This is a genomic window from Bradyrhizobium sp. CCGUVB23, from assembly GCF_024199885.1.
GTDB lineage: Bacteria > Pseudomonadota > Alphaproteobacteria > Rhizobiales > Xanthobacteraceae > Bradyrhizobium.
The window spans coordinates 5668211-5692666 of record NZ_JANADQ010000001.1 but is presented as its reverse complement, the minus strand read 5'-3'; the positions used below and the strand labels follow the sequence as shown (position 1 = coordinate 5692666).

Sequence of the window (24456 nt, the reverse complement as noted above, 5' to 3'; positions counted from 1 at the left end):
ACGGGACGATCAGGGTGGCTGATACCGGCAAGAAGGATTCCGCAGCTCCCGTGCGCAGGCGTACGGGGCTCGATGCCGTCAGCGCGGTGCGAATGTCGGAAGACCTGACCGCCGCAGTCGATGCCTGGGCCGAGGTCCACCAGATCGCGCGCTCGGATGCGATCTGCCAGCTGGTTATGCTCGGCCTGAAGGCTGCGGGCGCGGTCCCCATCGTCCACGGCACGATCACGCGCGATCACATCGAGATCGAGGAGCGCGCGGCGAGGCAGCTCGATCAATTGCTCGACCCCGCATTGCCGGCAGAGGAGCGCGAACGGCGCATTCGCCGCCTCACCGAAGGCCCGCCGGAATTTTCAAATGAACGGATCGATCTGCCGAAGCGCAAGGGCTGAGACGAGCGCACAAAAGCGCTAGTGCAGCTTCTCCTTCTCCGCCGCCGAGGGCGCGTGCACATCATGGCAGCCGACAAGCCGGACAAATTGCTGCGGATACATTTCGTAGCCGTGATCGCCGGAATTCTGATGCGACATCGGCTTGCAGTTACTGACGCTCTCTCTTGCTTGAGATGACTGCGCTGACACCCGCGGAAGGTTCGATGCGGTCATGCACTGCTCCCTGTCGATTAGGGCAGATCGATTGACGTAACACAACCGATTGCGGGGCATCTTAGAACCAAATGCGCGGAAATGAAATTGAGCCCGATCAACTCAATTGTGGCGCTGAAAGTTCCCTATTCTAGTTTGAGCATGATCTTTCGGAAAACCGCTGCACACTTTTCCGGATCATGCTCTAAGCGGTATTTCCAGCATCGATCGTGAACACCGTTCCCGTGACGTTGCGTCCGCCCTCGCCGAGCAGATACTCGACCATCCGCGCGACGTCGTCAGTCTCCGGCAAGCGGCGCAGCGCGCTGCGCCCGGCGATGCGCTTGCGGCCTTCGTCGGAGAGATTATGCGTCAGCTCGGTGTCGATGAAGCCGGGCGCGATCGCATTCACGGTGATGCCGAGCTTGCCGACCTCGCGCGCCAGCGATTTCGTGAAACCGGTCGCCGCCGCCTTTGTCGCGCCATAGACCGACAGGCCGTTATAGCCCGTGGAGGCGATGATCGAGGAGATGTTGATGATGCGGCCTGCGCCATCCGCCATCATGTGCCGCGCGATATATTTGGTGAGGATGATCGGCGACAGCACGTTGAGCTGCACCAGTGCCTCGATCTCGGAATTGTGCATGGTCGCGAGTAGCCCCTCGGTGCCGAGGCCGGCATTGTTGACGAGGCCATAGATCGTACCGAACTCGTCGCGCACCAGCTTTGCGAAAGCCGGGATCGCGTCGATCACCGCGAGGTCGCAGGCACGGAAATGCAGACGCTTCTCCGACGTGCGCACCGCGGCCGCGAGTTCCTCGGTCTCGCGCCGCGCCACCGCGATCACGTTGTAACCGGCGCCCACGAGCCGCGTCGCGATCGCAAGGCCAATGCCACGGCTGCCGCCGGTGATGAGGACGTTATGCATCGGTGCGCGCCAGCTTTCCGGCCGGAGTGACGTCGAGCGTCTCGACGAAGCGGATCACCGCCGGCACCTTGTGTGAGGCAAGCTGCGCCCGGCACTGGTCCAGGATCTGCTCGCGGATTTCCTTCGCCCGCGCCGGATCGGTGCCGTCGGCAAGGATCACGTCGGCCACGACGATGCCGCCGGTGATCGGGCTCTTCCGCGATTTCGCGCGCGACATCCGCACGTCCGGATGACGGTTGATGACCGCCTCGATCTCCTCGGGATGAACCTTCAGCCCGCCGATATTGATGATGCCGCCGCGGCGGCCGACGAAATGATAGCGGTCACCGCGCAGCTCGATCATGTCACCGGTGTCGACGAAGCCGTCATCCTCGGCGAGCTTGCCGGCATTGCGGCCGATATAGGCGTGCGCGGTGCGCTTCGACCTGATGCGCAGCGAGCCGTCGACGATCTTCATCTCGACGCCGTTTGGGTTCACGCCGATATAATCGGCGGGGAAACCTTCGAGCCCGTCATTGACGGCAAAGCCGACGCCGGCCTCCGTCGAGGCATAGGCATGGCCGATCGAGGAGCCGGGGAATGCCGCCTTCAGGCCGTCGAGCACGGCCTGGTCGGCGATCTCGCCGGAGAGGCGGACATAGCGCGGCGCAAATTGCGCGACCGAACCGCTCATCAGGAGCTTGCGCCAATGCGAGGGCGTGCCGGAAATGTGCGAGACACCGCGCGCGTTCAGCCGCGCGACATGGTCCGCGAGGACCTCATGTGCGTCCGACAGCACCATCGAGCCGCCGGAAAGGATCCCGCGCAGGAAAATCTGGAGGCCGCCATAGCGGCGGATGTCGTAGAAAGTAGCCCAGACCGGCGCGGGACCGCGCGCAGGCGCCTCGGCCCGGATCGCGCCGGTCAGCGCTTCCAGCGTATGCGCTGCGATCTTCGGCACGCCAGAGGTGCCCGAGGTCAGCATCAGCCATTCGGTTGCGCACTCGGTCTTCGCAGGCGCGGCCGGCGTGAGCTGCAGTTGCGCGATCACGACGAGCGGGATCGCGCTGTCTTTCCAGAATTCCGGCTCGTCGGTCACGACAGCGTCGATCTCCGCGTCCGCAATCAGCGCATCGAGATACGCGGGATTGAGATCCGGCGGGCACAAGAGCATGCGACGGGCGATGCCGTCGATCTCGATCATGGCAAGGCCGGATTTGAGCTGGTCCGACAGTTTCAGCAGCACCGACCGGCCGGACAACTCGCCGAGACGACCGCCCAGGACCGTCTGCGACAGCACGTCGGTCAGCGACGCCAGATGATGCGCATCCGACAGCGTCCGTCCCTTCAGCTCCGCGCCGAGATAGTCGCGGAGTGCAAGGATCTCACGCGGGGACATTTTCGTAGGCCCGCACGAAATCGCCGACGGTCGCGGGGAAGGCAGCGTCCTCGGAAATCGTGAAGGGATCGACGCCGATCTCGTCCTCGAGGCGCGCGACCAGGATTGCGAAGGCGAGCGAGTCGAAACCCGTCTCATGCAGCGACAGGTCGTCCGTCAGCTCCGGCAGCGTGACGTGCTGCTCCCTGGCAATCTGCTTGATCGCTTCAGTGACCTTTAACCTTACCGACATGGCTGCGCTCGCTTCGTGTTTGTTGTCGTTTGGTCGTCTTCGGCGGAGTGCCCGCCTCCCGTTGCTCCGTGGTTTACCGGACAGAAGTAAATGGCTTCTTGGACAATTCAGATAAAATTGGACCTATCTCTGTTTTTGCAGATTCCAGCGTCGAAGTCCGCTGTCAATTTTGCAGTGACCGACATGAGGTGAGCACCTTCTCTCATTCCCTCCCCCCTTGCGGTGGAGCGGCAGGGAGGGAGGTGCCACACGGCACGCTCCCTCGGTGTAGGCGCGCGAGCGCTCTATTGCCGGCGATCCGCAGGCGTCTGGCATCCTCCCCGGGGCTACCGTTCTCCCTGACCCTCCCCCGCAAGGGGCCGCAAGGGGGGAGGGAGCGCACTATTAGCGTGGAGGCATATTCATTCATACGTTAGAGCCTGATCGATCCGTCGACGATCTGCGCATGAACCTGCTGTTCCAGCGCAATGTAGGCCCCCAACTTCGGTTCCATCACGTAAAGCGGATCGGCGATCGCGCCGGGATCAAACCCTTCGTGCGCGAGCTGGCTCTTTTTCTGCTTGAAGGTCTCGGTCGCATCGAGCTCGTGCGAGATGCGGATGAAGACGGGACGGGCATAAGGAGGCAGACGCGCGGCGAGATGGCCCGCGAGTGCGGCGAGATCAAAGCCCTCGTTGACCACAATCGCGCTCATGCCGGCACGGCCGTCAGTGCCGGGAATGCTGACGCCGTAGGTCGTTGCGTCGACCACGCCGGTGCAATCACGCACGGCGTCGTTGACCTCTGACGTCGCGACGTTTTCGCCCTTCCAGCGGAATGTGTCGCCGATGCGGTCGACGAAATGAAAGAAGCCCTTGTCGTCGAGCTGCATCAGGTCGCCGGTGCGGAACCAGGCATCGCCGTGAGCGAAGACATTTCGCAAGATCTTCTTCTCTGTCTCGCCGGCGTCGGTATAGCCCTCGAAACGGCCTCCGCCTTCATCGGCGGAGCCGATGCGGCCGATGGCTTCGCCCGCCTCGCCGCGTGCGCAGGCGACACAGAGGCCGTCGGCATTGCGCAAGGGTACGCCGGCATCAGGATCGAGCTTGACGATCGCCGCCGGGAAACGATGCGCGAGCAGCGGCGGAATGCGGCCGATCGCACCCGGCCTGCCCTCGACGTTGAACAGCGAGAAATTACCTTCGGTCGCCGCGTAGAATTCGAGGATACGGGGGAGCGCGAAGCGCGCCTGGAAATCCTCCCAGATGTCGCCGCGCAGGCCGTTGCCGCAGACGAGCCGCAGGCGGTGCCGGTTCTCGTATTCCGACGGCGGCGACTTCAGGAGGTAGCGGCAGAGCTCGCCGATATACTGGAACAGCGTGCAGTCGTGGCGGACGATGTCGGGCCAGAAATTCGTCGCCGAGAATTTCTCCGCGATCACCACCGAGCCGCCGGCGGCAAGCATGCTGCAGGGCGCGACGATACCGCCGACGGAATGAAACAGCGGCAGGCAGTCATAGAGCCGGTCCTGCGGCGTCGCACCGGTCAACCCTGCGAACCAAAAACCCCAGTTGAGGATACGGCGATGGCTGATGCTGGCGGCCTTCGGCAGGCCCGTGGTGCCCGAGGTATAGATCAGCAGCGCGCGATCATTGATCGTGACGTCGCCGTGCTCGTCCTGCGAGAGCGGGCCGTCGTCGAGCGCGGCCAGCGCCACATCGATCGAGCGCTCGCTGCGCGCATCGCCATGGGTCCAGATCTTTGCCGCCGAATTCAGGTGCGGCCTGGCATCCGCAAGCGCCTCGGTGAGATCGTGCGCGACGATGAGGTGGGACGGCTTTGCGACATCGATGCAATGCGCGAGCGATTGCCCGATCAGCCTGGTGTTGATCAGGGCGACGACGGCGATCCGGCTGATGCCGAGCCAGGCGGCGACATAGTCGACACCATTCGGCATGATTATACCGACGGTGTCGCCCTTCGCGAGGCCGACCGAGCGCGCCCAGCGCGCATAGCGGTTGATGCGTTTTGCGAGCTGATCGTAGCTGATCGTTTCGTCGTCCGTGACGAGCGCCGCGCGGTCCGGCTGGCGCCTCGCCCAATCCTCGACGACATCGGCGAACAGCCGGCCCGGCAGCGTCTCGATGCGCGCGGTGAGCTCGATCGCCTTCAGCCAGATCTTTGAGGCCGAAGGCGCGCGCGAAGGTTTCGCCTGCTCGATGACGCCGGTGTTCATGTTTTTGATGTCTTTCGGCTGGTCGCTCGTCCGTCGAGGTAGCTATAAACCGCGAGCCCCTGACCAGGTGTTAAGAGACAAGGTAAAACGCGGTTAGTCCGCGATTAACTCTAGTCATCCTTTACCAAGCCGGCGGGAACGGCGTGCGGCGAGGAGCAATTCTTGCGATATCGATTTCAGGCGTGCGGGCGAGCTGTGGTTCGCACCGGTAGTTTCCTCGCATTGAGGCAATAATAATGATCACCAAACGCAACTTTCTCAGCGCGGCCGCCTGTGCCGCTGCAAGCCTCGCCGCCCCTCGCGCATTTGCCCTCGGCAATCCCTCCTATCCCTCGCGCAGCGTGAAATGGGTGGTTCCTTACGCGCCCGGCGGCGCGACCGACGTGCTGTCGCGGCTGCTCTGCCAGCGCCTGTCCGAGCGGCTCGGCCAGACCTTCGTGGTCGAGAACAAGCCCGGGGCAGGCAGCAATATCGGCACGCAGGCGGTGATTGCCTCGGCACCTGATGGCTACACGCTGCTGCTGACGTCGACCGCGAACGCGATCAACGCGTCCTTCGATCCGGCACTGCCCTATGATTTCGCCAAGTCCATCGCACCGGTTGCGGGCGTGGCGCGTATTCCGCTGGTGCTGGTCGTCAATAACGATCTGCCGGTGCGAACCGTTTCGGACTTCATCCTCTACGCTCGGGCAAATCCGGGCATGCTCTCGATCGCTTCCTCCGGCATCGGCACCTCGCTGCATCTGTCCGGCGAATTGTTCAAGGCGCTTGCCCGCGTGCAGTTCACCCACGTGCCTTATCGCGGCTCCGCGCCCGGATTGACCGACGTGATGAGCGGCCAGGTGCACGGCATGTTCGACAACGTCACCTCGTCCTTCGAGCTGGTGCGGGCCGGCAAGCTGCGCGCACTCGGCGTCACGACGCGCGAACGCTCCGACATCCTGCCCGACGTGCCGCCGATCGCGGATACGCTGCCGGATTACGAGACGTCGTCCTTCTACGGCGTCGGCGCGCCGCAGGATACGCCGCGCGAGATCATCGATCTCTTGAACCGCGAGATCGACGCGGCGCTGTCCGACAGCGAGATCAGGAGCCGCATCGCCGAGCTCGGCGCGATGGTGCTGCACGGCAATGCGGGCGAGTTCGGCAACATGCTGACGGAGGAGACCGCGCGCTGGCGCAAGGTGGTGCAGCTGTCGGGGGTGAAGAAGGAGTAACGGCGGCAGCCGCGCGCAACAGCGGCTTGCGTCCGCAGCATCCACACCCGCAATCCCTAGCGGCTTGCCCTTGCCTCTCCTGCGCGCGCATTGTCTCGCGCCATGGGCAACAAATCTCGCGAGCGAATCTACGGCGCATCCGTTCGCGCGGCGGCGGAGCGGGCGGCGGCGGCACGGAAAGAGGCCGACCGCCTCGCCTGCGAGGCCTGGAACAAGCGGATGCTGTCGTTTCAGGGGCCGGCGCAGCCATCCCCGACGCTGGGCGACGCGCTGAACGCCGGATATTGCTATCTCGAGGTGAAGTGCCTCGCCTGCGAGACGCACCAGACCGTGGCGCTCGACATCATCAGGCGCCGGAAGTCGACACCGATCCACGAGCTCGAACGTTACATGCGCTGCCGGCAATGCTCGGAACTGTCGGGATTTCCCTACAAGCGCAGCCATCTCGTGGCGCTACGCACCACGAAGATCTCCGTGCGCGACCCGCGCTCGGAATGGTGGCCGGGCGAGCGGTGAACGCTGCGCCGCACACATTGCGGCGCTCGGGCGCGCCGATGATGGCGCTAGTAAGCCTGCCTATAGCGCCGGCGCGGCTGCGGCTGGTCGTAGGCGTAGTAGGGATTGAGGTCGCAGGACGCGGAAAGGCCCGAGGCCGTGGCGCGGCACTGCGCCAGCGACGTGAACGAGCAGTCGAACCAGTCGCTGCCGCCGCCGCGGAAGCCTCCCGTGTAGACGTGCATGCACACCGGATAGCGCGGGTCGTAGCGCTGGGCACTGGCAGGCGTCGCAGCCTGCAGAGTGGCGATCGCGATGACGGTCAGGAGTGCTTTGCGCATCGGAAATTCCTCGAATCGGCGACGACGACGGGCGTCGCGCCGGTTCGATATGGCACAACGCGGCGGCGGAGGCGACCGTCCCGGAACATACCTCTCCCGCTTGTGACGCACGTTCGAAAGAGCAGACAAGCTGACCTCTCTTGACCTGCAGAAAGCGCATATCTGCAGGTCGCCCCTGTTCGACAAAGGTCGCATGATCCCTCGCAGGATTCCATTCGCAAGCCGGCGCGAAGGGACTAATCTTGTTCTCACAACGCCGGCCCCCGAACCGCCGATGGCTCGGGGCGATCAACATATGGGCTGAAGGAAACGCACATTCGCGCTCGGGCTCTCGGGCGCGACTCCGCTTTTCGCGAGGAGAAGATGCGCTGGCCAGTCGATGGTTTCAGGGCATGCAAGAGAGCTTCTCGTCTCTGTTCATTCGTTACCCGATCGGCACCTCGCTGCTGATGGCGGGTATCCTGTTCGTCGGCCTGGTGGCTTATCCACTGCTGCCGGTTGCACCGCTGCCGCAGGTCGACTTTCCGACCATCCAGCTTTCCGCATCGCTCCCCGGCGGCAGCCCCGAGACGATGGCCTCCTCGGTGGCGCAGCCGCTCGAGCGCCAGCTCGCGCAGATCCCCGGCATCGCACAGATGACATCGACGAGTTCACTAGGCTCGGCCTCGATCACCATCCAGTTCGATCTCAACCGCCAGATCGACGCCGCCGCCAACGATGTTCAGGCCGCGATCAACGCGGCGAGCGGCCAATTGCCGAAGAACCTGCCTTCGCCCCCGACCTATCGCAAGGTCAACCCGGCGGATTCGCCGATCATGATCCTGTCGGCGACGTCGGACACGCTGCCGCTGACCACCGTCAGCGACCGCACCGACGCCCAGCTTGCCCAGCAGATCAGCCAGATCTCCGGGGTGGCGCAGGTCTTCGTCGGAGGACAGCAGAAGCCGTCGGTGCGGATCCAGGTCGACCCGGCAAAACTCGTCGCCAAGGGCCTGTCGCTGGAGGACGTGCGCGGCCAGATCGCGATCACCACCACCGACAGTCCGAAGGGAAACATTGACGGCACGCGGCGCGCCTACACCATCTACGCCAACGACCAGCTGCTCGAAGCCGCGGCCTGGCAGGATGTGATCATTGCCTATCGCAATGGCGCTCCCTTGCGGGTCCGCGACATCGGCGAGGCGGTGGCCGGTCCTGAGGACATGAAGACGGCGGCGTGGGCCGACGGCAAGCGCGGCGTGTTTCTCGTCATCTTCAAGCAGCCCGGCGCCAATGTCATCGACACCGTCGACCGCATCAAGGCGCAATTGCCGCGGCTGGTGGCGGCGATCCCGCCGGCGATCGCCATCAAGATCATCAGCGATCGTACCACCACCATCCGCGCAGCGGTCGAGGATGTGCAGATCACGCTCCTGATCACCATTGCGCTGGTGGTGATGGTGATCTTTCTCTTCCTGCGCAGCTTCTGGGCCACGATCATCCCGGCCGTGACCGTGCCGCTGGCACTGCTGGGCGCCTGCTCGCTGATGTGGGTGTTCGGCTATTCGTTGGACAATCTCTCCCTGATGGCGCTGACGATCGCGGTCGGATTCGTGGTGGACGATGCGATCGTGATGCTCGAGAACATCACCCGCTACGTCGAGCAGGGCGAGCGACCGCTGGCTGCCGCCTACAAGGGAGCGGCGGAGATCGGGTTCACCATCGTCTCGATCAGCATCTCGCTCATCGCCGTGCTGATCCCCCTGCTGCTCATGGGCGGCATCATCGGCCGGCTGTTCCGCGAGTTCGCCGTGACGCTGGCAATGGCGATCTTCGTCTCGCTGATGGTGTCGCTGACGCTCACCCCAATGATGGCTTCGCGCTTCCTGCGCGCCGATCACGAGGCGCGGCATGGCCGGGTCTATCAGTGGAGCGAGCGGATGTTCGAGCGCCTGCTCGGCGCCTATGAGCGCGGGCTCGACGTCGCGCTCAAGCACAGCTTCATCACGCTCTGCATCTTCTTCGCGACGGTCGCACTGTCGGTCTACCTCTTCATCCTGATCCCGAAGGGATTCTTCCCGCAGCAGGACAACGGCTTCCTGACCGCAGTCTCCGAGATGCCGCAGGACATCTCGTTCACGGAGATGAAGCGGCGGCAGGAGGAGCTCAACGCGATCGTGCAGGCCGATCCCGCCGTCGATTCGATCGCGATGTTCATCGGCGGCGGCGGCACCGCGCTGAATTCCGGGCGCATGTACATCACGTTGAAGCCGCGGGACGAGCGCGATGTCAACGCGCAGCAGATCATCGCGCGACTGCGGCCGAAGCTTGCGGAGGTCGAGGGCGCCCGCCTCTATATGCAGGCCTCGCAGGACGTGCGGCTCGGCGGCCGTGCGACGCGCACCCAGTTCGAGTTCACGCTCCAGGACGCCAATCTCGCCGAGCTGAACGCATGGGCCCCAAGGATCCTGGACGCGATGAAAACGCTGCCGCAGCTTCGCGACGTCGCGACCGACCAGCAAACCGAAGGCACGACGCTTCAGCTCACCATCAATCGCGATACCGCCGCGCGCTACGGGATCCAGCCGCAGCTGATCGACGACACGCTCTATGACGCATTCGGCCAGCGCCAGGTCACGCAATATTTCACCCAGACCAACAGCTATCACGTGATCCTCGAGATCACGCCGGAGCTGCAGGGCAAGCTGGATACGCTCGACAAGCTCTACATCCGGTCGCCGCTGACGGGCGAGCAGGTGCCGCTTTCAGTCTTTTGTAGCTGGACCAATGTGCCGGTGCGGCCGCTCGCGATCGCCCATCAGGGCCAGTTTCCGGCGGTGACGATCAGCTTCAACCTCGCCGAGGACGTCGCGCTCGGGCAGGCGACCGACGCGGTCTCGCAAACCGTCAGCGAGATGCGCGCGCCGCCGACGCTGGCAACGAGCTTCCAGGGCACCGCGCAAGCGTTCCAGCAATCGCTCGGCACCGTGCCGCTGCTGATCTTGGCCGCGCTCGTCGTGGTCTACCTGATCCTGGGCGTGCTCTACGAGAGCTACATCCATCCCTTGACCATTCTCTCCACGCTGCCCTCGGCCGGCGTCGGCGCAATCGCCATCCTGATGATCTTCGGCTTCGACTTCAGCCTGATCGCCTTGATCGGAATCATCCTCCTGATCGGCATCGTCAAGAAGAACGGCATCATGATGGTGGATTTCGCGATCGCCGCGGAGCGCGAGCAGCATCTGACGCCGGAGCAGTCGATCCGCCAGGCGGCGGTGCTGCGCTTCCGCCCGATCATGATGACGACGATGGCGGCGCTGCTCGGCGGCGTGCCCTTGATGCTCGGAACCGGCACCGGCGCGGAGATCCGCCAGCCGCTCGGCTATGCCATGGTCGGCGGCCTCCTGGTCAGCCAGGCACTCACGCTGTTCACGACGCCGGTCGTCTATCTCTATCTCGACCGCTTCTCCAATTTGCTCTCACGCTGGATGGCGAAGAAGCCGAAGCCGCAGGCAGACGCCGAGAGGGACGAGCAGAAGGACGCGGCGGAGTGAGCGAGGACGACGCCACAGTCTTCGTCATTGCGAGCGCAGCAAAGGAATCCAGGATCGCCTCCGCGGAGGCAGCCTGGATTGCTTCGTCGCTTCGCTCCTCGCAATGACGTGTCTTGTGGGAGCAGCTTGCTTCGCCTACCCACCCAGCCCCTTTAGCACCAGGCGGTTCAGCCTTGCGGCGAAGGCTGACGGGTCTTCCGGCAATTCGCCGTCGAGGATCTGGGCCTGCTCCAGCAACAGCAGGCAGAGATCATCGATCACCGTCGAACCGGCCGGCGCCCTGGTGATTGCTGTCACCAGCGGATGGCGCAGATTGACCTCGAGGATTGGCCTCGAGCGCTCGCCGCGGTTCTGCTGCGCCAGGATGCGCTCGAGCTCGCGGCTCGGACCTTGGCTGTCGGCGACGAGGCAGGATGCGGAGCTGGTGAGACGCGTCGAGGCCTTCACGTCGCTCACGCGCTCGTTGAGGGAGCCCTTGATCAGCGCGATGGTGGCGGCTTCATCAGCGGCCGGCTCCTCCTTCGTCTCCTCGTCGACGCGCGGGATCAGGTCGAGATTGAGATCGCCCTGGCCCAGCGACTTCAGCGGCTTACCGTCGAACGACATCGGCATCGAGGTCCAGAAGGCATCGACTGGATCGGTGAGCAGCAGCACCTCGAGGCCGCGCGCAGCCGCCGCCTCCAGGCGCGGACTGGACTTCAGCCGCTCGATGCTGTCGCCGACGAGATAATAGATCTCGGTCTGGTTCGGCTTGAAGTCGGCGACGACGTCCTTCAGCGAGCGCTTCTCGCCCGAGGTCGTCGTGAAGCGCGACAGCGCCAAAAGCTTCTCGCGGCGCTCGAAGTCCTCGTAGATGCCTTCCTTCAGCACCGCGCCGAAGGCCTCCCAGATCTTCGCAAAGTTCTCCGCGTCCTTCTCGGCGAGGCTTTCGAGCTCCGAGACGACGCGGGTGGCGACCGCCTTGCGGATCTGCGCGAGCTGCGGGTTGTTTTGCAGCATCTCGCGCGAAATGTTGAGCGGCAGGTCCTCGCTGTCGACGACGCCGCGGATGAAGCGCAAGTACCCCGGCAACAGATCGGCGTCGTCGGTGATGAAGACGCGCCGGACATAAAGCTTGACCCTGCCCTTGCGCGACGGCTCGAACAGGTCGAACGGTTTCGTCGACGGTGCGAACAGGAGCACGGCGTAGGAATAGCGGCCCTCGGCGCGGTAGTGCAGCGTCATCGCGGGATCATCGAAGGCGGTGGCGATCTGCTGATAGGCCTTCTTGTAGTCGTCAGCCGAAAGCTCCGATTTCGACCGCTGCCACAGCGCGCTCGCCGAATTGATCTGGCGCGGCTCGCCTTCTGCCGGCACGAGCTCGATGGGAAAGAGGATGTTGTCGGAATAGGCGGAGACGATGCGCTGGATCTCGTAGTCTTCCAGATATTTCTTCGCATCTTCCTTCAGGTGCAGCACAATCTCGGTGCCACGCGTCACGCGCGCGGCATCTTCCTCGCCCGCGTGCGCGATCTCGAAACCGGAGCCGCCCGACGAGCTCCAGGTCCAGACGTCGCTCTCGCCGGCCCTGCGGCTGACGACGAGGATCCTGTCCGCAACCATGAAGGCGGAATAGAAGCCGACACCGAACTGGCCGATCAGGCCAAGCCCATCCTTGGCCTCCTTGAGCTTCGCCACGAAAGCCTTGGTGCCCGAACGGGCGATTGTGCCGAGATGGTCGATCAGTTCCTGCCGCTCCATGCCGATGCCGTTGTCGGCGATGGTCAGCGTGCCGTCCTGCTTGTTGGGGATGATGCGGATCTTGGGGGCATCGCCCTCGCCGAGCAGCGCCGGGGTCTCGATCGCCTCATAGCGGAGCTTGTCGCAGGCATCCGACGCGTTGGAAATGAGCTCGCGCAGGAAGATGTCGGTCTCTGAGTAGACGGAGTGCACCATCAGGTGCAGGAGCTCGGACACCTCGGCCTGGAAGGGCTGCGAATGCACAGCCGTATCTGACGTCGTCATGCGTTTACCCGATCGAAACTGGATGAGGAAAACCGGGATATAGCGCACGGGCGCGGCAGATCAAGAGGTTGTGATGGGGCATTTCCTCCTTCTCCCCTTGTGAGGAAAGGCGCCCTGCCGAAGTCAAGGCGGATGACCTCACTTCGCGAGGCACCCTCCCCCACAAAGGAAGAGGGTAAAGACCATCTCCGTTCACGGAAACGCTACTCGGATCGTGCAATGCTAGCCGTTACAAGCGTCGCCCCTGATTCCAACTGATAATTTTTAATGAAACCGTCCGTCAAGGCGGCCCTCGCCGCACATACCCACGATGCCAGGCTTTATCTCACGCTCGGGATTGCCAACTGGTCGATCTTCCTCGACCACGTTCCGAACAATGTTGCGAATCTGCTGACCTTGCGCAATTTCGGCTTCAGCGGCGCCGCCGACCTGTTCGTGTTCGTGGTAGGCTATGGCGTCACGATCATCCACGGCAAGATCGCGCTGGAGCGCGGCTTCGTCGTCGCGGCAACCCGCATCTTCGGTCGCGTCTGGCGGCTCTATGCGGCCTACGTCGTGCTGTTCGTGATCTATATCGACGCCATCGCCTACGTCGCCTCGCAATCGACCGCGCCGGAGATCATCCACGAGTACAATATCTCGGGCATTCTCGAGCATCCCCTGCGCATCCTGGTGCGCGGGCTAGTGCTCCAGGAAGAGCCGCTCAACCTCGACCTGCTGCAATTGATGATCCCCCTCATGGCGTTCTTTCCGCTGGCGCTGTGGGGCCTGCTCCGCCGCCCGCAGCTGACGCTGCTCGCATCGATCGCGGTGTACTTCGCGGCGAGGTATTTCGGCTGGACGTTCAGGATCTCTCCGGACAGCGAATGGACCTTCAATCCGTTCTGCTGGCAGATGCTGATGGTGCTGGGCGGCTGGTTCGCGGTGACCGGCGCGCCTGCCCGCGCGCTGCACGGCATGTCCTGGCTGCGCGCGCTGGCAGGCGCTTATCTGGTGTTCGCGATGGCGGTCACGCTGGCGCGGCATTCGCCGGCGCTCTCCGCCTATCTGCCGGATGCCGTGCTCGACATCTTCGCGCCCGACAAGGAAAACCTCGCGCCGCATCGCGTGCTGCATTTCCTAGCGCTGGCCTTCCTCGCGACGTATCTGGTGCCGGCAGATCATCCGGCGTTGCAATGGAAGTCGCTGCAATCGGTGATCCGGAGCGGCGAGGAATGGCTCGCGGTATTCTGCGTCAGCGTGTTCCTATCCTTTGCCGCGCACCTCATCCTGATCACGGGACCCAATCTCGTCGCAATGCAGGTCCTGGTCAGCCTGTTGGGCCTCGCGGCAATCGCGGCTGTGGCCTACTACATCTCCTGGTCCAGGCGGCAGGACCTGCCCGCAGCCCTGCGGCAGCGGGCCTAGGCGACGTTCGTCAGGCGATGGCGGCGAGATAGCGCGCCACCGACGCATCGAATGCTGCCTTGGCGCCGTCGGCGATATTGCGGCCCCACCAGGCGCCGTAGATGCGATCGAAGGCGAGCGGCGCCACGGAGGCCGCAATCCGCCGCACCGCAACCGCGTTCAGCGGCGTGTAGTTCGGATAGGAATACATGAAGCTGACGAAGCGGCGGTCCATCGTCACCTGCGCGATGTCGCCGGTGAGCAGCGCACCCTTGCCGTCGGCAACACGCGTCCAGTGCAGAATCGTGGCGCCGGCGAAATGGCCGCCGCTGCGCAACAGGGTGATGCCATCCGAGAGCCGGTGACTATCGCCGCTCCAGTGTTCGATGGCGCGATGCGGCCGCGTCACCCATTGGCGGTCGTCGGCATGGAGATAAACGGGCGCGCTGAAGGCTTCGCTCCAATCGGCGAGCGCGCCATAGTAGTGCGGATGCGAGATCGCGATCGCCTTCAGCCCGCCGAGCGATCTGACATGCGCGATCGCTTCAGCGGTTGCGAGCGGAACGCAGTCCCACATCACGAAGGCGCTGCCGTCCGGAACGAGCAGCGCCCGCTGACCGATGGCAAAGCTCGGCTCGAGCGACAGGCCGGTCAGGCCGAGATCGTCCCGCCACACCACGCGGCAACGCCGCGCCAGCGCCTCGCAGGATAGGAAGGTTTGCCCTTTCCAGTTCACGAACTGGCGCTCGTCCTCGCAGATCGGACATGACGTTGGCGGCTTTTCGCTCGAGGGAAATTGCGCGCCGCAGGTTTCGCAGGTCCAGAGTGGCATGGCGTACTCCAGGAAAGACATCCGTCAGCAACGACTAAAGATGTGACGTGCAGATCGCTCCTCCGCAAGAGCGGCTGGAACCAACGGGATCACCATCCGTTACGTTTTGGTCCACACAAGATTAAGGCAACCCCGCCAACACGAATTCGGCTGAGACCACGCTTGACGTATCGATGACATCGCGGTCCCCCTCCTCACCCCGTCTCTGGCCCCTCTTCGCGCTCAACTTCTTCATGGCCGACATGCAGTCGGGCATCGGACCGTTCATCGGCGTGTTCCTCCAGGATCGCGGCTGGGCGAGCGGGCTGATCGGCACCGCCATGACCATCGGCAACGTCGCGGGCATGCTGATCACGACGCCGGTCGGCGGCTTCATCGACGCCAGCCGCAACAAGCGCCTTTGGGTGGTGATCCCCGGCGTCTGCGTCGTCCTCGCCTCCGCGATCATCCTGATCTCGCAGAATTTCTGGGCGGTGACGTTCTCGCAAGTCGCGCAGTCGCTGGCGAGCGCCGCCATCGTGCCGGCGGTGACCGGCATCACGCTCGGCATCGCCAAGCAGAAGGGCTTCAATGCGCTGAACGGCCGCAACCAGGCGTTCAACCATGCCGGCAACATGGTCGGCGCGGCGCTGTCGGGCTGGCTCGGCTACAGCTACGGCTATGTCTCCGTGTTCGTGCTGGCGGCGGCATTCGGCGCCATCGCGATCGCCTGCGTGCTGATGATCCCGGCGAAATCGATCGACGACCGTGTCGCGCGCGGCAGCAAGGAGGACGACTCCAAGGCTCCGCCGGATGCGATGACGATGCTACTCAGGCACAAACCGCTGCTCGTGCTGGCGCTGGCGCTCGCCATCTTCCATCTCGGCAATGCCGCGATCGTGCCGCTCTATGGCCTTGCCGCCGTCGCCGAAGACCAGGCCAACGGGCCGAGCTTCGTCGCAACCACCGTGGTGATCGCGCAAGGCGTGATGGTCGCGACGTCGCTGATCGCCATGAAGGTCGCGAGCAAGCGCAACTACTGGCCGGTGGTCCTGGTCTCCTTCATGTTCCTGCCCATCCGCGGCGTGCTCGCCTTCTTCCTCACGGGATGGTGGGGCGTGGTGCCGGTGCAGTTGCTCGACGGCATCGGCACGGGATTGCAGACCGTCGCCGTGCCCGGCGTGGTCGCGCGCTCGCTCAACGGCACCGGCCGCATCAATCTCGGTCAGGGCGCCGTCATCACCGTGCAGGGCGTCGGCGCTAGCCTCAGCCCTGCGCTCGGCGGCTGGATCGCAGAATGGATCGGCTACGGCCCGACCTTCCTCCTGCTCGGCGGCTTCGGGCTGGCGTCGACGGCGCTGTGGCTGGCGTTCGGCGCGGCCATGAAGAAGTATTGAGCTTTTTCTCTTCCCTCTCCCCGTTCTTACGGGGCCGCGACGAACTACGTCCCGAAATTCTTCTGGATAGCCTTGTCGAGCGTGTTGCCGCCGACGAAGCGCTGGCGCAGCTCGCGCTTGAGCAGCTTGCCGCTCGGATTCTTCGGCAGGCTGTCGACGAACACGACGCGCTTGGGCACCTTGAAATGCGCCATCGAGCCCGCGCAATGCTTGATGACCGTCTCTTCGTCCAGCGTCTCGCCGGTCTTGACCACGATGATCGCGGTGACCGCCTCGATCCAGCGCGGATCGGGCAGCCCGACCACCGCGACCTCCGACACCGCGGGAATGCGGTAGACCATCTCCTCGACCTCGCGGCTCGCGACGTTCTCGCCGCCGGTCTTGATCATGTCCTTTACGCGGTCGACGACGGTGATGTAGCCCTCGGCATCGACGGTCGCGAGGTCGCCGGAATGAAACCAGCCGCCGGAAAATGCCGCTGCGGTCTTCACGGGGTCGTTGTAATAGCCGGACAGAAGATGCGGCGAGCGGTGCACGATCTCGCCGACCTCACCAACCCCGACATTTTCCATCGCCGTGTTGACCACGCGCGTCTCGACATTGATCGTCGGCTTGCCGGCCGAGCCGGCCTTGCGCAGCTGATCTTCGGGCTGCAGCACGGTGGCGAGCGGCGCGATCTCGGTCTGGCCGTAGAAATTCCAGAATTTGACGTTCGGCAGGCGGCGCTGCAATTCGAGCAGCACCTCCACCGGCATGATCGAGGCGCCGTAATAGCCCTTTTGCAAGCTGGACAGATCGGTCTTGTCGAAATGGGGCGAGCGCAGCATCGCGATCCAGATCGTCGGCGGTGCGAAAAAGGCGGTAATCCCGTGAGCCGCGATCAGCGCCAGGATGTTGTCGGCGGTCGGCTTGCCCGTGATCACGCCGGAGGCGCCGAGATAGATCTGCGGGCCCAGGAAGACATCGAGCTGGGCGCAATGATAGAGCGGCAGCGCGTGCAGCACGTTGTCATGAGCGCTCATGCCACCATCGATGATGCAGCTCACATACTGCCACATCACGGCTTCATGGGTCAGCATCGCGCCCTTGGGCAGCGATTCCGTGCCGCTGGTGTAGATGATCTGGGCAAGATCGCGGGCATCGACGGAGGCCTCATAGAAGGAACCGTCGGAATCCAGGAGATCGTCGAACGTGGTGAGCCCCGCGGGCGGTGACGCCGGATCCTCGCCCGGCAGCCAGATCAGCTTCTCCACCGCGCAATCCCTGGCACTTGCGGCGCGCGCGGGCTCGACGAAATCCGGGCCGGTCGCAAGCACCTTTGCGCCCGAATTCCTCAGAATGAAATTGATCTCGTCCGGATTGAGCATGAAGTTGATCGGCACCAGCACCGCGCCGATCCGCGCTACCGCAAAGCGCAGCGCGGCAAAGGCGTGGGAATTGCGCGACAACACCGCCAGACGATCGCCCTTCCTGACGCCGAGGCCATCGAGCCCGCGCGCCAGGCGGTTGCAGATCGCGTCCAGCTCGGCAAAGCTCCACGTCACGCTGCCGCAGGAAAGAGCGGGCTTGTGCGGTTCACGGCCAGCGGAGCGACGCAGGAGATCGGCGATGGAATGCTCGCGCGCTTTGGAGATTGTCGCTGCGATGTCGTCGGTCACGTTTGCCTCCCGTCGTTCTGTTGTTCGTTCGGTCTTGAGGGGAAGCTATAATTTCAACGGCGTTTCCGGTCAATTTCGCGCAGACGGGCGCGCATCGAGCATTGCGGGCCGTCCTGACGCCTTAACGCAAGTCGTTTTCGCGCGATTGAGCCTCCACGGCAGGCTCAGAGCTTGTGCCCCTTCTGGCGCAGAGCCTCGGTCAGGCGCTGCTTCAATTCGTCGGCGGCCTTGCGGGTGACGTCCTGGGCGATCAGCGCGCTCGCCTGCGTAAGTGCATCCGATTTCTCCAAGAGCTTCCGCCCCGCCGGCTGGGCGTAGAAGGCCTCGATCTGGCGCAGCTCGTCCACCGTGAAGGTGGTGGCATAGACGGCGGCGATCTGATCGATCATCTGGTCGACGAACGGCGCGTAGATGTCCGAGCTCGTCGCCGTCACGGCGTCGAAGTCGCGCTCGATCTCCGGCCTGTCCTGCGACAGAACGGGCCGCAGCTTGAGCAGGAGCTGCGGCAGGAGCGCGCGGTATTGCTCCGCCAGCTTCATGGTGGTCACGAGCTTGCGCGCCGCGGTCATCGCCTCGGGCGACGGCGCCTGCGCAGCTGCGGTGCAAGTGAGGAACAGCAAGGTGCCCGCGATCGTCAACCAGCCTCTCGACATGAACCTCTCCATGAGATGTCGCCATGAGAATTCGGCAAGGCACGCCGTGATGGCCTCTCAACTGCCGGCGCTGGCCGCAACCACGGTGGCTTTCTTGTCGAGATCGGGCACCGGCTCGGGCTCCTCGTCCTCGACCTCGATCACGTCCACGAACAGGTCCGGAATTTGTTTCGCCCGGTCGAACAGCCAGCCAACGCCGATCATGATAGCGATGCCGGCGAAGGAGACGGCGAGCTGCTCCCACACGCCCTTGGTATATTGGGTCAGGATCCAGTGCGCGGAGAACGACAGGAACACGCCGAGGCAGAAGATCGGCAGCGAGTGCTGCCCGCACAGGATGACCGGGCGCAGCCATTTCGTGTGAAGCGCCTTCCAGTGGCGCGGCACGAGCTGCGTGACCCAGATCGCCAGCGCCAGGAAGTGCGTGAAGCGCAGCATGTCGAGGTCGGTCTTGTCGATCGGGTAGATCGCCTTGATCATCCACTTCGGGATCATCGCCTCGAGCGTGTGAACGTGCCAGGTCATCACGATCAGGAACGCAAACGCGATCCAGGCGGCCGCGAGACCCATCACGGACTTCGACCACACCCATTTCGCGATCTTGTCCACCTCGCCGGAACCGCACCAGGCCGCGAACACGAACATCAGCTGCCAGCAGAAGGGATTGAAGTACCAGGTCGTACCGGGCGGATAGGACGCGACGTTCCAGTCGAACCAGCGCGACAGCACGTAGAGCACCACGGATGCCAGCAGCGTGAGGTTCGGACGTCGCACGAGGCACCACACGATGAAGGGCGAGGCGAACACCAGCGTGATGTAGAGCGGCAGCACGTCGAGATTGACCGGCTTGTACTTCAACAGGATCGCCTGGCCGATCAGCTCGTCCGGATGCGCCAGGAAATTGAACACATTGAACTCGTGCTCATACATCGGGTTGTCGAACCGCCGCGCGGTGCGCGCGATCTGGGCGGTGAACAGCAGGAACAGCATGATGTGGGCGACGTACAGTTCGGCCGTGCGTTTCCAGAGACGCTTGAGTGCCGCAAGGAAGAAGCCGCCGCGCACGATCGGCGCGTAGATCCAGCCGACGAGATAGCCGGAGATGAAGACGAAGAACTCGGCGGCGTCGCTGAAGCCGTAATTGCGCAAGGTCAGCCACGACACGACGTCGTGCGGGATGTGATCGAGGAAGATCATCCACAGGCCGATGCCGCGGAAGAGATCGAGCCGCAGGTCGCGCTCGATCGGAGACAAGAGAGCTGCCGAATCCCGGTTGATCATGGCTCCGCCCCGTTTTCCAAGGACAGTCTTAAGCACAGTCTCGCGGCAGATAGGCCGCCCAAATCAATCAATGCTGAAATTGACGCGGCTACGCCACCTAACCCGGTGGCTAGCAGCTAAGGGTAGCGGACATCGGCACCGCGGAAAAGGAGGTTTGTCAGGGAGAGGGGCGATCGGATCGGCCGGCCGGGCTTTCCCGCGGCGCCGTGATCTGATCTTCTTCCGGCTCAATTCTTTGGGGGATACACGCAATGAACATCGCTATCATCTGTACCGCCTTGCTCGGGCTGCTGCTGTTTGGCCTCGGGTTTTATGTCTCGATCCTGCGCGGCAGGTTCAGGCGGAGCATCGGCCATGATCTCGGCCCCACCGACCCCATTCACCGCGCGGTGCGGGCGCATGCCAACACGGCCGAATACGCGCCGTTCTTCGCGGCGATGTTTCTCTGGTTCGCAACGCGGCCGGCCCCTAGCTGGATCATCGTGACGATCGTGGTGGCGACGATCGCGCGCTTTTCCCTTGCCGCCGGGCTGTTGTGGGGCAAGTCGCTCAACCGGCCCAACCCGGCACGCTTTGCCGGCGCATTGTTTACCTATCTCTGCGGCTTGGCGCTGGCGGTGGGACTGGTGGTCGCGTGAGAGGCCTCGTGGACATTTTGCAGCGCACATTGATCCCAGGGACAATCGCGCTCGTCGTGCTGATGCAGGCGCTGGAGGCTCGCGCCGACCCCGCCTTCGACGCGTGGCGCGCGCAGCTCTGGCAGGAGGCGAAGGCGCGCGGCGTGAGGCAGGCGGTGTTCGACCGCGCGACCAATGTCCAGCTCGACCTTAATCTGCCGGATCTCGTCATCCCCGGCCGCCCCGTGAAGGAGCAGGCCGAATTCGTGAAGCTGCCGGCGGACTACCTGCCCCGGCAACAGCTCACAGGGCTGGCCAGCACAGGCGCGCGGCATTTCCAGACCTACCGCAGCCTGCTCGCGCGCATCGAGGCCGACTACGGCGTCCCCGGCAACGTCGTCATTGCGATCTGGGGCCGCGAGACCGATTACGGCACTGAAGTGCAGCGCCATCCCGTGTTCCAGGCGCTGGTGACGCAGGCCTATCTCGGCCGTCGCAAGGACCTGTTCCGGAGCGAGCTCCTGATCGCGCTCGATCTCGTCCAGCAGGGCACCATCAGCATGGATGCGAAGGGCTCCTATACGGGGGCGATGGGCCACACCCAGTTCGAGCCGTCGGATTTCCTCAAATTCGCGGCCGACGGCGACGGCGACGGCAAGATCGATCTCGAGCGCTCGATCCCCGACGCGCTCGCCTCGGGTGCCAAGCAGCTTCGCGACTATGGCTGGCAGCGCGGCAAGCGATGGGGTTTCGAGGTTCGTCTGCCGGAGACGGTAAGCTGCGTGGAGAGTTCGCCCGACATCAAGCGGCCGCTCCAAGCCTGGCTGAAGCTCGGCGTCACGCCGGCCACCGATGCCGCCGTCGCCACCGGCATGCTGCAAGACCAGGCGCAACTGGTCATGCCTGCCGGCGTTTACGGTCCGGCCTTCCTCGCCTTCGCCAACTTCCAGGCGATCCGCAGCTACAACCAGTCCGACGTCTATGCACTGTTCGTCGGGCATCTCGCCGACCTCATCGCGGGCGGCGCCCCGTTCGAAAAGCCCTGGGCCAAGCTCAAACCCCTGCGCAACAGCGAGGTCGCAGCGATCCAGACGCAGCTCGCTAGAGGCGGCTATTATTCCGATGCGATCGATGGCCGGCTGGGCACGGTCACAAGGCGGGCGATCGGACAGTACCAGCAGCGCGCGGGCCTGACCGTCGATTGCTGGCCGTCGCAAGACCTGCTCGCCAGCCTGCGCGGGGCAAGACCGGCTCAAAACTAAATGTCGAAAACAACCCCATGCAAAGTAGAACGGCCGCCGGCGTGAGGAGATACGGATTTTACGAAATCGCTTGACGCGTCGGGCAGATCAAGGGCAATATTGCATCATCGCCGATGATTGAATGTGTGGAAGTCGATTGAAGTGCCGGCGTCACTCTGTCCACCGCACCGTTCGGCGAATGTCCGACGGCGTGGCGCTGTAGAAGCGCTTGAAGGTCCGATTGAAGTAGGACAGGTCGCTAAATCCGCAGTCGAAGGCGATCGTGCTGATCGTGCGATCCAGAAAGCGAGCGTCGCGCAACATCCCGTCGGCGTGCGTCAGCCGCAGCGTCAGGGCGAACTCGGAAAACGTCGTGCCGTCGAGTTCGAACAGCCGGTGGATGTAACGCGGCGTCACGCGGTGACGGGCGGCTACGACCGCAACCGACAGCTTAGGATCGGCGAGATGCGCGCGAATGTCGGCCTTGACGGCATGCAGCCTCGCGGCTGCGACACCGCGCCGGGCGATTTCCGTGCCGTCCCGGCTCGCGCCGACTGCCAGCGCGACGAGGTCGTGAATATGCGTGGCGACCGCGCTACCGAGTTCCGCCGTGAAGCGCGCCTTCTCGTCGTTCAGGATGCGGCAGTATCCGAGCAACAAGCGCAAGGCCGGGGTATCCGCGCCGATCGGCCGCGCCAGGGCCGTGCTGAAATCGGAAAGCCGGGGTTCGAGCAAACTGCGCGACAGCCGCAAATTCAGATAATCGGACGCTGTTGAGCTCGCGCTCCAAACTTCACCACGCACACCGTTGGCCGTCAACGTCGCCTGCCCGTTGTGGAGCTCCGTTTCCTGATTCCCCTGCAGCACGCTGCACCCACCTGTCCAGCTCACCACCAGCACGAAATCGTCGTTGTCCGTTTGAGCGGACAGATGACGGCAGTGGATCGGCGACAGCCGACCTGTCGAGAGGCCGAGCCCCGGCAGCGCACGGAATGACATGGTCGCGGCGAGCGGCAGATCGTGGAGCGGACTGACGTCCAGCTTGAGCAGCGAACGGGCGACGCTCTCGCAAAAGGCCTCCTGTCGGTCGCGCTCCGGGAACGCGTCGGTCGAGAAGTCCATGATCGAGAGATCGTTGGTGTCGCAGTTCTGCATGTGGATTTCGATGTTGAATGAATACCGAATGCCGCTCGCAGCGGATGTCCGCCCCGATTATTCTGCGCGGCGATTGGTCGCGACTATGTTGCGGCCGGTTCGAAATTGCCATTGAAATCAGCGCGCAGCGCAGGTTTGTTCGCGCCGGCCGCTGCGAAGCAGACGGCGAATAGCGTTTGGTCCCAGTCGAGTATCGTTAAGTCCTAGCCTCTCGAGCTACGCTGCCCCCCGTGCGCAGCGAGCAGCCGCGATGGTAGAATCGATCTCCATGGCATTTGAACATGCTCCGGCTTTCGTGCGACAAGGGTGCGCCAGTATTCGCGTAACCTGGAGGCCGTCTTGGCCAGCGCCGCCGAATTCGACCAGATCACCATATCCAGTCGCTCATTTGCCGACCGCGAACGCACCGAAGCCTTTTGCGAGCTGTTTGGTCGCAACGTCCTGAAGCTGGAGATGGACCCGCTGAAGGAGGTGCCGTTCGACGTGGAGATGAATCTGCGCGCCTTACCGGGGCTCTCGATCACAACGTCGCAGATGTCTGCGATGACCTGCCGCCATACCGCGAGCATGATCGACAACGACGATCCGGTGCTCGTGTTCGTCCAAAGCGGCGTCGCCACCTATCGGCAGAACGGTCACGAGGCCACACTGCGAGCGGGAGAAGCTGCACTGACGTCGAACGGGTTCGCCGGGACCGGGATCGGCCATACCGCGACCAGTATCGTCCACCTGCGGATCAGCCGATCCCTGATCGCACCGTTGGTTCCGAATCTCGACGACGCCGTAGGCAAGCCGATCGATCGAGCAAGCCCCCAGCTGAGATTGTTTCTCGGCTACGCCGGGATCCTCAGGGAGGATATTGCGCTTGCATCTCCGGAGGCGCGCCGCTCAGTCGGGCTCCACCTGATCGATCTCAGCGCGCTCATGCTGGGCGCCGGAACAGAAGGCGCGGAGGTGGCGCAGACGCGTGGAGTGGCGGCCGCGCGGCTGCGAAGCATCAAGCAGCGGATCGTCGCTGACATCGGCCGGCGCGATTTGACGCTGAGCACGGTGGCTGCCGACACCGGCATCTCCACCGTCTATGTTCGCAAGCTGTTCGAGACCGAGGGAACGACATTCACTGAATTCGTCCTCACCCATCGGCTAACTGCAGCGTATCGGATGCTGACCGATCGCCGCTTCATCGATCGCCCGGTCAGCAGCATCGCCCGCGATACCGGCTTCAACGATCTCTCCTACTTCAACCGAACCTTCCGCCGCGCTTACGGCGCGTCCCCGTCGGAAATACGGGGCGAGACGCGGCGCAGCCGAGAGACCTCCTGAGGGTGTT

Annotated in this window: 21 protein-coding genes; 9 read left to right on the top strand and 12 right to left on the bottom strand. The window is 63.9% G+C overall.

Annotated elements, in window-relative coordinates; all coding sequences use genetic code 11:
- The first annotated feature begins 14 nt into the window (after positions 1 to 14).
- Positions 15 to 392, top strand: a complete 378-nt coding sequence (locus NLN62_RS26170) for a hypothetical protein (protein ID WP_027522223.1) — start codon at positions 15 to 17, stop codon at positions 390 to 392.
- 18 nt (positions 393 to 410) lie between these two features.
- Here NLN62_RS26170 and NLN62_RS26165 read toward each other — a convergent pair whose 3' ends face one another.
- From NLN62_RS26165 to NLN62_RS26145, 5 genes are all read right to left on the bottom strand, one after another.
- The gene (locus NLN62_RS26165; protein ID WP_027522222.1) at positions 411 to 605 is read right to left on the bottom strand and encodes a hypothetical protein; all 195 of its coding nucleotides are present in this window, start codon (positions 603 to 605) and stop codon (positions 411 to 413) included.
- Between the two features lie 184 nt (positions 606 to 789).
- The gene (locus tag NLN62_RS26160; RefSeq protein WP_027522221.1) at positions 790 to 1512 is read right to left on the bottom strand and encodes an SDR family NAD(P)-dependent oxidoreductase; all 723 of its coding nucleotides are present in this window, start codon (positions 1510 to 1512) and stop codon (positions 790 to 792) included.
- Positions 1505 to 2890: a class I adenylate-forming enzyme family protein gene (locus NLN62_RS26155; RefSeq protein ID WP_254110740.1), complete on the bottom strand. Its 1386-nt coding sequence runs from the start codon at positions 2888 to 2890 to the stop codon at positions 1505 to 1507. Before NLN62_RS26155 ends, NLN62_RS26160 begins: the two co-directional genes overlap by 8 nt.
- Positions 2877 to 3122, bottom strand: a complete 246-nt coding sequence (locus tag NLN62_RS26150; RefSeq protein ID WP_027522219.1) for an acyl carrier protein — start codon at positions 3120 to 3122, stop codon at positions 2877 to 2879. Before NLN62_RS26150 ends, NLN62_RS26155 begins: the two co-directional genes overlap by 14 nt.
- Positions 3123 to 3534: 412 nt before the next feature.
- Positions 3535 to 5346 (bottom strand): long-chain-acyl-CoA synthetase, encoded by a 1812-nt coding sequence (locus tag NLN62_RS26145; RefSeq protein WP_254113708.1) that lies wholly within the window; start codon positions 5344 to 5346, stop codon positions 3535 to 3537.
- Positions 5347 to 5573: 227 nt separating this feature from the next.
- Here NLN62_RS26145 and NLN62_RS26140 point away from each other — a divergent pair, with 227 nt between their 5' ends.
- Both NLN62_RS26140 and NLN62_RS26135 read left to right on the top strand, forming a co-directional pair.
- On the top strand, positions 5574 to 6554 hold the full coding sequence (locus NLN62_RS26140; RefSeq protein WP_254110739.1) for a tripartite tricarboxylate transporter substrate binding protein: 981 nt from the start codon (positions 5574 to 5576) through the stop codon (positions 6552 to 6554).
- 102 nt (positions 6555 to 6656) lie between these two features.
- Positions 6657 to 7070: a hypothetical protein gene (locus NLN62_RS26135; RefSeq protein WP_254110737.1), complete on the top strand. Its 414-nt coding sequence runs from the start codon at positions 6657 to 6659 to the stop codon at positions 7068 to 7070.
- A 47-nt stretch (positions 7071 to 7117) separates the two neighbouring features.
- Here NLN62_RS26135 and NLN62_RS26130 read toward each other — a convergent pair whose 3' ends face one another.
- Complete coding sequence (locus NLN62_RS26130; RefSeq protein ID WP_254110735.1) at positions 7118 to 7390, bottom strand: DUF3551 domain-containing protein; 273 nt, start codon at positions 7388 to 7390, stop codon at positions 7118 to 7120.
- A gap of 392 nt (positions 7391 to 7782) precedes the next feature.
- On the opposite strand from NLN62_RS26130, the gene NLN62_RS26125 reads away from it, so the two are divergent.
- Positions 7783 to 10923, top strand: coding sequence for a multidrug efflux RND transporter permease subunit (locus NLN62_RS26125; protein WP_254110733.1), 3141 nt, complete (start codon positions 7783 to 7785; stop codon positions 10921 to 10923).
- A 135-nt stretch (positions 10924 to 11058) separates the two neighbouring features.
- On the opposite strand, the gene htpG is transcribed toward NLN62_RS26125, so the two are convergent.
- Positions 11059 to 12927, bottom strand: a complete 1869-nt coding sequence (gene htpG / locus NLN62_RS26120; protein ID WP_254110732.1) for a molecular chaperone HtpG — start codon at positions 12925 to 12927, stop codon at positions 11059 to 11061.
- A 267-nt stretch (positions 12928 to 13194) separates the two neighbouring features.
- Here htpG and NLN62_RS26115 point away from each other — a divergent pair, with 267 nt between their 5' ends.
- Positions 13195 to 14334, top strand: a complete 1140-nt coding sequence (locus NLN62_RS26115; RefSeq protein WP_254110730.1) for an OpgC domain-containing protein — start codon at positions 13195 to 13197, stop codon at positions 14332 to 14334.
- Positions 14335 to 14344: 10 nt separating this feature from the next.
- Here the strand turns inward: NLN62_RS26115 and NLN62_RS26110 are convergent, their stop codons facing one another.
- Positions 14345 to 15145: an MBL fold metallo-hydrolase gene (locus tag NLN62_RS26110; protein ID WP_254110728.1), complete on the bottom strand. Its 801-nt coding sequence runs from the start codon at positions 15143 to 15145 to the stop codon at positions 14345 to 14347.
- A 173-nt stretch (positions 15146 to 15318) separates the two neighbouring features.
- On the opposite strand from NLN62_RS26110, the gene NLN62_RS26105 reads away from it, so the two are divergent.
- A complete protein-coding gene (locus NLN62_RS26105; RefSeq protein WP_254110726.1) occupies positions 15319 to 16521 on the top strand; it encodes an MFS transporter in 1203 nt (400 codons plus the stop codon).
- 44 nt (positions 16522 to 16565) lie between these two features.
- On the opposite strand, the gene NLN62_RS26100 is transcribed toward NLN62_RS26105, so the two are convergent.
- The 3 genes from NLN62_RS26100 to NLN62_RS26090 form a co-directional block, all read right to left on the bottom strand.
- On the bottom strand, positions 16566 to 18179 hold the full coding sequence (locus NLN62_RS26100) for an acyl-CoA synthetase (RefSeq protein ID WP_254110724.1): 1614 nt from the start codon (positions 18177 to 18179) through the stop codon (positions 16566 to 16568).
- Positions 18180 to 18343: 164 nt separating this feature from the next.
- Entirely contained in the window at positions 18344 to 18832 is a 489-nt protein-coding gene (locus NLN62_RS26095; protein ID WP_254110722.1) for a DUF2059 domain-containing protein, read from the bottom strand.
- Between the two features lie 57 nt (positions 18833 to 18889).
- Positions 18890 to 20113 (bottom strand): OpgC domain-containing protein, encoded by a 1224-nt coding sequence (locus NLN62_RS26090; protein WP_254110720.1) that lies wholly within the window; start codon positions 20111 to 20113, stop codon positions 18890 to 18892.
- A gap of 251 nt (positions 20114 to 20364) precedes the next feature.
- Between NLN62_RS26090 and NLN62_RS26085 the strand changes: the two genes are divergently transcribed.
- Together NLN62_RS26085 and NLN62_RS26080 are read left to right on the top strand one after the other, a co-directional pair.
- Positions 20365 to 20751: an MAPEG family protein gene (locus NLN62_RS26085; protein ID WP_027522207.1), complete on the top strand. Its 387-nt coding sequence runs from the start codon at positions 20365 to 20367 to the stop codon at positions 20749 to 20751.
- An 8-nt stretch (positions 20752 to 20759) separates the two neighbouring features.
- Positions 20760 to 21992, top strand: a complete 1233-nt coding sequence (locus NLN62_RS26080; RefSeq protein ID WP_156944192.1) for a lytic murein transglycosylase — start codon at positions 20760 to 20762, stop codon at positions 21990 to 21992.
- Positions 21993 to 22142: 150 nt separating this feature from the next.
- On the opposite strand, the gene NLN62_RS26075 is transcribed toward NLN62_RS26080, so the two are convergent.
- Positions 22143 to 23126, bottom strand: a complete 984-nt coding sequence (locus NLN62_RS26075; protein WP_254110718.1) for an AraC family transcriptional regulator — start codon at positions 23124 to 23126, stop codon at positions 22143 to 22145.
- 339 nt (positions 23127 to 23465) lie between these two features.
- Here NLN62_RS26075 and NLN62_RS26070 point away from each other — a divergent pair, with 339 nt between their 5' ends.
- Positions 23466 to 24449, top strand: coding sequence for an AraC family transcriptional regulator (locus NLN62_RS26070; RefSeq protein WP_254110716.1), 984 nt, complete (start codon positions 23466 to 23468; stop codon positions 24447 to 24449).
- Positions 24450 to 24456: the final 7 nt, after the last annotated feature.